Here is a 7,609-nt window from a genome sequence, read left to right on the forward strand (position 1 = left end):
CACCAAGATTGTCCCGCCGGCGTCCGCGCGCCGCGCGGTTTTTTCTGCCGGGACAAATTTCATGCCGAGCGCGATTGAGCAGATCGTCGACGCCTATGTGCGGATGAAGAACCGCCGCGGCCTCGATACGCTGATGATGCACCGGCAGCGGCTCGCGGTCGATCTGAAGAGCAGGTCCGGCTATGATTTCAGCCTGCCGATCGGCCAGATCGATGAGGAGATCGCGATCATCGAAGCCGGCCTCAGCCGGCTGAAGGCGGCTTCCGCCGATCCCGGCGCGACACGACCCGTCTGAAGCAATCAGTCGCGCCGGCCGCCGTCGATGACCGTGAACAGCGGCCGCGCCGGGGTCGGCTCGACCAGGAGCTCTTCCACCAGCGCGGATGCCGCGTCGACATATTTGCGTGTCGGCTTGTCCAGCGAGCGCTTGGCTTCGTCATCGAGTGCGACTTTTGCAGCTTCGACCAGCTTGCGCATGCGCGCCGCATGGTCGTCGCCCGCCGTCAGCGTCGCCCGCGCCAGCGAGCGTAGCACGAACAGCTCGCCCTCGAGGCGGAGCAGACGGTCGTTGAGCCTGGTGAGGACGGCGTTGAGGTCGGCCATGGCTGGTGTTCAGTGTGGAGTATCCAACCTGATCTAGCGGCGATCGGTGAACGGAGTCCAAACGCCATTGGCGCAATTGGGCCGATCTTCCGGCGTGAGGGCCTGCGCGAGTGCCGCCGATGTGACCGATTGTGACCCCGCGGACGAATGGCGCGGTCCGGTTCCAACACCACATCAGGGCTGGGTGGCCGTCTGGAGCACGTTCGATGCGGTCTGTCCTGGCCCTGGTTCTCTTCATCTCAGCGTGCGCGCCGGCTATCGCGGCGCCAGTGCATCATGCTCGCCCGCGGCATCATGTCGTGGTTCGTCTCCCCGAGGACGCGCCAGTCCCGCCCGGCTGGTACAAGTTTCCCGGCTATCCGCCGATCCCGCCGTCGGAGAACAGGAATCTCGATCCCTCCAATTTCGGCGGCGGCTGATCGCAGCCACAAGCCGCGATCCGTCACGCCGCAGTTCTGGCGAGATAGTCGCGCGCGAAGGCGAGATACCAGTCGAGACAGGCCGGATTGGCCATCGCCTCCTTGTTGATGACCTTCTCGACGGGCTGGCCGAGCAGCAGCTTCTTGATCGGCAGCTCCTGCTTCTTGCCGGACAGCGTGCGCGGAATCTCGGCGACCGCGAAAATCTCGTTCGGCAGGAACCTGCGGGAGAGGCCGGCCTCGATCGCCTTGTTGATCTTCACCTGCATCGCGCCGTCGAGTGCTGTGCCCTCGCGCAGCACCACGAACAGCGGCATGTAGCTGTCGCGGCCGAGATATTCGAGGTCGACGACGAGGGAGTCCAGCACCTCCGGCAGCGCCTCGATCGCGGAATAGAGCTCGCTCGTGCCCATGCGCAGACCGTGCCGGTTGATGGTGGCATCGCTGCGGCCATAGATGATGCAGGAGCCGTCCGGATCGACCTTGAGCCAATCGCCGTGCCGCCACACGGGTCCGCGGCCGCTGCCGTCGAAATTGTCCGGATAGGTCTCGAAATAGCTCGCGCGGTAGCGCATGTCGCCCCGGTCGTTCCAGAAGCAAAGCGGCATCGACGGCATCGGCTCGGTGCAGACGAGCTCGCCGACCTCGCCCGTGACGGCGCGGCCCTGTTCGCTGAAGGCTTCCACGGCCGCACCCAGCAGCCGGCACTGCATCGCGCCGGGCGTCTGCGGCAATTCGCGATTGCCCCCGATGAAGGCGCCGGCGAAGTCGGTGCCGCCGGAGATGTTGGCCCACCAGATGTCGGCCTGCGCCTTGCTGCCGTTCGTCTTCGACAGCGCCGCAAAGCGTGCGTTGAACCAGGCCTGCGTGTCGGCGCTGAGCGGCGAGCCGGTCGAGCCGAGGCAGCGCAGCTGCGAGAGGTCACCGGCGGCGGCGAGGTCGATCTCGGCCTTGGCGCAGTTGGCGAAGAACGCCGCGCCCGCGCCGAAGAAGGTCGCCTTCGACTGCGCCACGAAGCGCCACAGCGTGGTCCAGTCCGGCTTGTCCTTGGTGCCGCCGGGGCTGCCGTCGAAGATGCAGCAGGTGGTGCCGCCGAGCAGGCCGCCGAGTTGCGAATTCCACATGATCCAGCCGGTCGAAGAGTACCAGTGATAGCGCTCGCCGAACGAGTTTGGATGATACGAGCAGCCGAGGTCGTTGTGCAGCCCGAGCAGCGCCAGCACCACGATGACGATGCCGCCATGGCCATGCACGATCGGCTTCGGCAGGCCGGTGGTGCCGCTGGAATAGACGATCCAGAGCGGATGATCGAACGGCAGCCAGGCCGGCTCGAACGCGTCGATCGCGGCACCCGTCCATGCGAGAATATCAGAGAGCAGGGAGTCGGGCGCTGCGGGCGCGCCCGCCTTGCTGTGCAGGATGACGTGCTCGACCGTCGGCAGCGATCGCCTGAGCTCGCTCACAACGTCGCGTCGGTCGTGCCGCCGTCCGGCATAGGTGACGGCGTCGCAGGCGATCAGCACTTTTGGCTCGATCTGCTTGAAGCGGTCGATCACCGCGGGCGCGGCCATGTCGGGCGCGCAGACGCTCCAGATCGCGCCGATGCTGGCGCTCGCGAGAAACGCGATGATGGTCTCGGGGATGTTGGGCAGATAGGCCGCGACGCGGTCGCCGGGCTTGATGCCCTTGTCCTTCAGATGCAGCGCGAGCGCGGCGGCCTTGCGCCGCAGCTCGGGCCAGCTCGTCTCGATGAGCCTGCCGTCCTCGCCGCCGCTGATGATCGCGGGCAGGCCCGCGGCGTCGGCCGCCGCGACATGCCGGAACACCTGCCTGGCGTAATTGACCCGCGCGCCGGGAAACCAGACCGCGCCGGGCATCTTGCGCTCGGCGAGCACGGCCGCAAACGGCGTCGGCGATTGCAGATCATAGTAATCCCAGATGCTGCGCCAGAAACCGTCGAGATCGCGCACCGACCATTGCCGCATGTCCTCGTAATTCGCGAAGGAAAGGCCGCGCTGCTCGGCGAGCCAAGTGCGATAGAGGGCGATCTGGGGAACAAAAGGCGCGGTCATTGCGTGTCGGCTTCAGTTGCGGGGCAGGGGAGTCTAACCCGGGCCGCAGCTTAGCAGAAGCTGCGACTCCCCCGCGCGACACTGACCCGGCTAATGGGCTGCTTCGCCAGATGACGCTGGGCAGCAGACGGAGCATAGGCGATTGCGCCACTCAGTCTTATGTCCAGAGGCGCTGCAACGGTGCTCGTAGCTCGGACGGGCAACGCGATCCGCGATTCCCGGCAGACCGCGTATCGTGTCGGCGTTCGCCTACCAGCCCGCGCCGGCCCAGCGCCGGCCGAACACGGCCGGCTTCGTCTTCACCGCTTGCCAGCCGAAGAAATGATGCTTGCCGGACCAGCTGTGCACCACGCCGCTGCAGATGCTGCATTTGAAGTGGCCTGAATGCGGCTCGGTGTGCTCTTCCCGGGTCGCGCTGTAGTTCATGCTGCAACCCGTGCAGGTGAATTCTTCGATCGTCCAGATGCTGTTGGCCATCGCACTTCGGTGTTCTCGGGGACTTGGGGAGAAGCCTAGGTGCGAGGCTTTGCATCGGCGTAAACCCGCCCGCGGAAATCCGGTTAATCGCGATTAGCCAAACCCGCCTCCGATCGCGGGACTTGCAGGAATTTCYCGGTATCTGCAACGCCCGTCAGTCCAAATCGCGCCGCCGGTCGGTCCAAGCGCGCCGTTGATCCGGCAGCTAGATTTCCCCCATCGCCTCGGTCGGAAGGCGGGTCAGTTGGGGGTGGGATCATGGGAACGAAACTTATTTTGACGGCTGCGCTGCTGTCGCTGGCAACGCCGGCATTTGCAGCGGATATTATCGCGCCCGCGCCGGTGAAGGCGCCGGTACCGGCTCCGATCTTCACCTGGACCGGCTTCTATATCGGCGCCCATGGCGGCGGGGTCTGGAACAAGTGGTCCGGCATCGACCCGACCGATCCCTTAGCCGTCTGGAGCTCGGTCAACGCCAGCGGCGGCATCGTCGGCGGCCAGATCGGCGGCAATTATCAGATCAGCAATTTCGTGGTGGGTCTCGAGGGCACCGGCGCCTGGTCCAGCGTCAAGCTCAACGCCGGCGGCCCGTTCGGGGGCGGGGCGGGCTTCACCTTCACCCTGAAGAACGACTATATCGCAACAGTGGCCGGACGGTTCGGCGTCGCCTTCGACCGCGTGCTGCTCTACGCCAAGGGCGGCGCGGCCTTTACCCGCGACAAATACGACGCCAATAACGGCCTTGCCGGCGCGCTCGCCGGGTCCGCCTCGGGCAGCTTCAACCGCACCGGCTGGCTCGCCGGCGGCGGCGTCGAATGGATGTTCATGCCGAACTGGTCGGTGAAGGCCGAGTACAACTATATGGGCTTTGGCGCGATCACTGAGCAGCCGGTGACAACGGGCAATCTGGTGGCGACGCCTGCGAACGTGAAGCTGAACATCCAGACCGGCACGGTCGGCGTGAACTATCACTTCTAGCCGTGTTGGCTTCGCAGATGGATCAGTCCTCAGTTCGGCCGGGCCGCATGTCCCGGTCGATGCGCATCTGGACGCGCTTGAAGGCCAGCAGCGACAGCCTGCCTTGCACCCGCCCGGACCGGGCCCTGTCGCCGACCGCATAGGCCCAGCGCCAAAAGCCCGCTGCGGCATTCTGCGTCAGCGAGAAATGGATGCCGCGGTGAACGCCGGCGTGGTCATCAGGCGGTTTGGGGCGGTGTACCATCGTCCGGGAATGCGCGTTGTGGCGATGCGTTCCCAATCGCGGGGCTCGCCGGGTCACCCCGTCGTCTTGACGCCGGATGCGTTGCTGGCAATAACGCAAGGCCGCGCAAGTGCCGGAACCCGCGTCGATGCCGCAAGGAAAGCCGTGCCCGTGAAAAGTCTCCGTCAGCTCCTGACCGGCGAGGACATCATCCAGCTCGTGATCCGGCTTGGCCTGCTGGCGCTGCTGATCATCTGGACGTTCCTGATCATCCGCCCGTTCGTGCCGATCCTGGCCTGGAGCTGTGTGCTCGCGGTCGCCTTCTATCCGGCCTTCAGCTGGGTCGCAAAAATCCTCGGTGGCCGCCCGAAGACCGCAGCGGCCATCCTCACCCTGATCACGCTCGGCATCGTCCTCGGCCCGGCGACCTGGCTCGGCCTGAGCGCGGTGGACGGCGCGCGGGAGCTGGCACATCAGCTCGGTACCGGCGACCTCGCGCTCCAGTCGGCGCCGGAGCAGATCAAGTCGTGGCCGGTCATCGGCCCGACGCTCTACGAGCTCTGGGATCAGGCCTACAGCAATATCCGCGCGGTGCTGCGCGAGGTCGCGCCCTATCTCCAGCCGCTGGCGGGACCGCTGTTGTCGCTCGCGGGCGATGCCAGCCTCGGAACGCTCCAGTTCCTGGTCTCGGTGTTTGTCGCCGGCTTCCTGTTTCCGCACGGGCCGCGGCTGGTCGCGGCCGGGCGCGGCTTCCTGTATCGCATCGTCCCCGAGCAGAGCGAGCATTTCCTGGGGCTTGCGGGCGCAACCATCCGCGCCGTGGCGCAGGGGGTGATCGGCGTCGCGATCGTGCAGGCGCTGCTCGCCGGCGTCGGCTTCAAGCTCGCGGCCGTGCCGAGCGCGGGCCTGCTCGCCTTCATCGTGCTGTTGCTCTCGATCGTGCAGATCGGCGCGTTCCTCGTGCTGCTGCCGGTGATCATCTGGATCTGGACCGCCAAGGACGTCACCACGGCGCTGCTGCTCACGGTGTTTCTCGTCCTTGTCGGCTTCATCGATACGATGTTGAAGCCGCTGGTGATGGGACGGGGCCTGACCACGCCTACGATCGTGATCTTCGTCGGCGTAATCGGCGGCACGCTGGCCCACGGCATTGTCGGCCTGTTCATCGGGCCGATCATCCTGTCGGTGGCGTGGGAAATGGCGGCGGCGTGGATCAGGACCGAGGACCGGGCGGGGCCGAGCGAAGGCTGACCCCGTCACTTGCAGGCGCGATCCGCCCGCCGCGCCGTGCAACCTGACGGCGCGCAAGGGTTGTGAGCAAAGCGCGCCCCGAACTTGTCTATTGAACTAGACAAGTTACGATAGCTCGATTCTGGTTCGAGTCTACGACAGTAATGGCGAAGTCTTCCAAGCTGGTTGCCGCGAAACGCGGCAAGGTATTGTTGGTCAGACGCCGGTCGGACGGCCTGTGGATGTTCCCGGGCGGCCGCAAGCGGGCGCGCGAGTCCGACAAGGACTGCCTGCGGCGGGAGATCAAGGAGGAACTGCCCAAGCTGAAGCTCGGCAGGGTCAGCCTCTGGAAGGAAGTAACCGCCAGGAATAAGCGTTCCGGCCGCAAGATGAGCGACGCGATCTTCATCGCCAAGGACGCCAAGGGCAGGCTCGCGATCGGCGACAAGAAGGAGATCGACCGCGCCGCCTGGCAGAAGCCGCGCGGCATCCGCCTGACGCCGACCTCGCGCTACATCCGCGATCGGCTGTTTCCGAGGAAGCGGCGGCCGCGCGGGTGAGCTAGCCCTCGTCCTCCGCCGCGTTCGTCCGCCCGGCAAACGATCGCGAAAGACCCGCGCGTGATTGCGACGCGGACGCCTTGTCGGACGCCTTGGCCATCCCGGACTCGCGCTGCTCCTTGCGGGCCTTGCGCGCGCGCTTCATCGCGAGCTTGACCTGAGGGTTCGGCGAATCCTCGGCGAAGAACAACACGACTTCGCAACTGGGACATTGCCGCGAATAGCCGTCCTGCAATCGTCCCGCACGATCACGAAACACGTTCTTGCAGCGCGTGCACTGGACCTGGACCGAATTCATGCGGACAACAATGACTATTGGAAATGAATTGCCAGCGTGTGCCCGGAGGTCTGAAGAAAGCCTGAAGGCTGGTTGCGAATTGGCCGCAAATCTTGCCGCATCCGATACAACGGGCGCGAGCAACGTCGCGGCGCAGGCGCACCGCGCGGCCGAGCGTCATCGTCCCGCGACAACGGGGGAAGCCTCAGTCCGTCAAAGCCGCCGGCTCAGCCGCTATTGCTTGGCGGCGAGCGCGTCCAGGCAATGGTTGAGATAGACGGTGCGATCCCTGGGAAGCACCTTGTCGAGATCCGCCTTCAGCGCGCATTCGCGCTGACGCATCTGCTCGGCCCGGCGCTTCTCGGCCGCCTCCCGATATTCGGGGGCGACCTTGTTGGGATCGACCAGGGCTTGTGACCAGGCGGGGGCCRCTGCAACGAGCGCAATGGCCGCGATGAAAATCATTGGTTTCAAATGAGCCTCCGTAAAAGGGCTCATCCTAGCGCCCGGTTTTGGAAGGCTCAAATGGTAAGTGCGGTGAGGGCGACCGAACCCGCGCCTGTCCAAGCCAAGGCGCCGGCGGCGCGGGTTTCGGCAACATCAACTTGGCCAGATGCAGTGGCCAATGCAGTGGTCAAGTGAAGTCCGTCATTTCGAGGCGTGGTCGATCTTGTGCGCCAGATGCCCGGTATCGTGATCCCGACGCAATTGGCTCAGCGACGTCTCGTTCAGTTGAAGCAAGACCTCGCTGAGCTGGGTCGCATCCGGAT

At 65.5% G+C, this 7,609-nt stretch carries 10 protein-coding genes; 4 read left to right on the forward strand and 6 right to left on the reverse strand.

The annotated features are described in order from the left end of the window. Positions 1 to 61: 61 nt before the first annotated feature. The gene (locus ACXJL8_RS27760; RefSeq protein ID WP_456618912.1) at positions 62 to 295 is read left to right on the forward strand and encodes a hypothetical protein; all 234 of its coding nucleotides are present in this window, start codon (positions 62 to 64) and stop codon (positions 293 to 295) included. 5 nt (positions 296 to 300) lie between these two features. On the opposite strand, the gene ACXJL8_RS27765 is transcribed toward ACXJL8_RS27760, so the two are convergent. From ACXJL8_RS27765 to ACXJL8_RS27775, 3 genes are all read right to left on the reverse strand, one after another. Then, positions 301 to 603: a hypothetical protein gene (locus ACXJL8_RS27765; RefSeq protein ID WP_456618913.1), complete on the reverse strand. Its 303-nt coding sequence runs from the start codon at positions 601 to 603 to the stop codon at positions 301 to 303. A 442-nt stretch (positions 604 to 1,045) separates the two neighbouring features. Continuing rightward, entirely contained in the window at positions 1,046 to 3,094 is a 2,049-nt protein-coding gene (locus ACXJL8_RS27770; protein WP_456685940.1) for an acetoacetate--CoA ligase, read from the reverse strand. Positions 3,095 to 3,343: 249 nt separating this feature from the next. Further along, positions 3,344 to 3,571, reverse strand: coding sequence for a hypothetical protein (locus tag ACXJL8_RS27775; protein ID WP_456618915.1), 228 nt, complete (start codon positions 3,569 to 3,571; stop codon positions 3,344 to 3,346). 258 nt (positions 3,572 to 3,829) lie between these two features. Here ACXJL8_RS27775 and ACXJL8_RS27780 point away from each other — a divergent pair, with 258 nt between their 5' ends. Next, the gene (locus tag ACXJL8_RS27780) at positions 3,830 to 4,549 is read left to right on the forward strand and encodes an outer membrane protein (protein ID WP_456618916.1); all 720 of its coding nucleotides are present in this window, start codon (positions 3,830 to 3,832) and stop codon (positions 4,547 to 4,549) included. Between the two features lie 22 nt (positions 4,550 to 4,571). Here the strand turns inward: ACXJL8_RS27780 and ACXJL8_RS27785 are convergent, their stop codons facing one another. Further along, on the reverse strand, positions 4,572 to 4,793 hold the full coding sequence (locus ACXJL8_RS27785) for a hypothetical protein (RefSeq protein WP_456618917.1): 222 nt from the start codon (positions 4,791 to 4,793) through the stop codon (positions 4,572 to 4,574). A gap of 150 nt (positions 4,794 to 4,943) precedes the next feature. Here ACXJL8_RS27785 and ACXJL8_RS27790 point away from each other — a divergent pair, with 150 nt between their 5' ends. Both ACXJL8_RS27790 and ACXJL8_RS27795 read left to right on the forward strand, forming a co-directional pair. Next, the gene (locus ACXJL8_RS27790) at positions 4,944 to 6,023 is read left to right on the forward strand and encodes an AI-2E family transporter (protein WP_456618918.1); all 1,080 of its coding nucleotides are present in this window, start codon (positions 4,944 to 4,946) and stop codon (positions 6,021 to 6,023) included. A gap of 143 nt (positions 6,024 to 6,166) precedes the next feature. Beyond that, a complete protein-coding gene (locus ACXJL8_RS27795) occupies positions 6,167 to 6,562 on the forward strand; it encodes an NUDIX hydrolase (protein WP_456618919.1) in 396 nt (131 codons plus the stop codon). Position 6,563: 1 nt separating this feature from the next. On the opposite strand, the gene ACXJL8_RS27800 is transcribed toward ACXJL8_RS27795, so the two are convergent. Together ACXJL8_RS27800 and ACXJL8_RS27805 are read right to left on the reverse strand one after the other, a co-directional pair. Further along, a complete protein-coding gene (locus ACXJL8_RS27800) occupies positions 6,564 to 6,752 on the reverse strand; it encodes a hypothetical protein (protein WP_456618920.1) in 189 nt (62 codons plus the stop codon). Between the two features lie 321 nt (positions 6,753 to 7,073). Next, positions 7,074 to 7,313 carry a hypothetical protein gene (locus ACXJL8_RS27805; RefSeq protein WP_456685941.1) on the reverse strand — a complete coding sequence of 80 codons (240 nt, stop codon included), beginning with the start codon at positions 7,311 to 7,313 and terminating at the stop codon, positions 7,074 to 7,076. Positions 7,314 to 7,609 lie beyond the last annotated feature (296 nt).

The organism is Bradyrhizobium sp. P5_C11_2 (assembly GCF_054049755.1).

Coding starts and splice junctions, on each gene's coding strand:
- ACXJL8_RS27780 (WP_456618916.1), top strand. CDS start 3,830: ATGGGAACGAAACTTATTTTGACGGCTGCGCTGCTGTCGCTGGCAACG.
- ACXJL8_RS27770 (WP_456685940.1), bottom strand. CDS start 3,094: ATGACCGCGCCTTTTGTTCCCCAGATCGCCCTCTATCGCACTTGGCTC.
- ACXJL8_RS27775 (WP_456618915.1), bottom strand. CDS start 3,571: ATGGCCAACAGCATCTGGACGATCGAAGAATTCACCTGCACGGGTTGC.
- ACXJL8_RS27785 (WP_456618917.1), bottom strand. CDS start 4,793: ATGGTACACCGCCCCAAACCGCCTGATGACCACGCCGGCGTTCACCGC.
- ACXJL8_RS27765 (WP_456618913.1), bottom strand. CDS start 603: ATGGCCGACCTCAACGCCGTCCTCACCAGGCTCAACGACCGTCTGCTC.
- ACXJL8_RS27760 (WP_456618912.1), top strand. CDS start 62: ATGCCGAGCGCGATTGAGCAGATCGTCGACGCCTATGTGCGGATGAAG.
- ACXJL8_RS27795 (WP_456618919.1), top strand. CDS start 6,167: ATGGCGAAGTCTTCCAAGCTGGTTGCCGCGAAACGCGGCAAGGTATTG.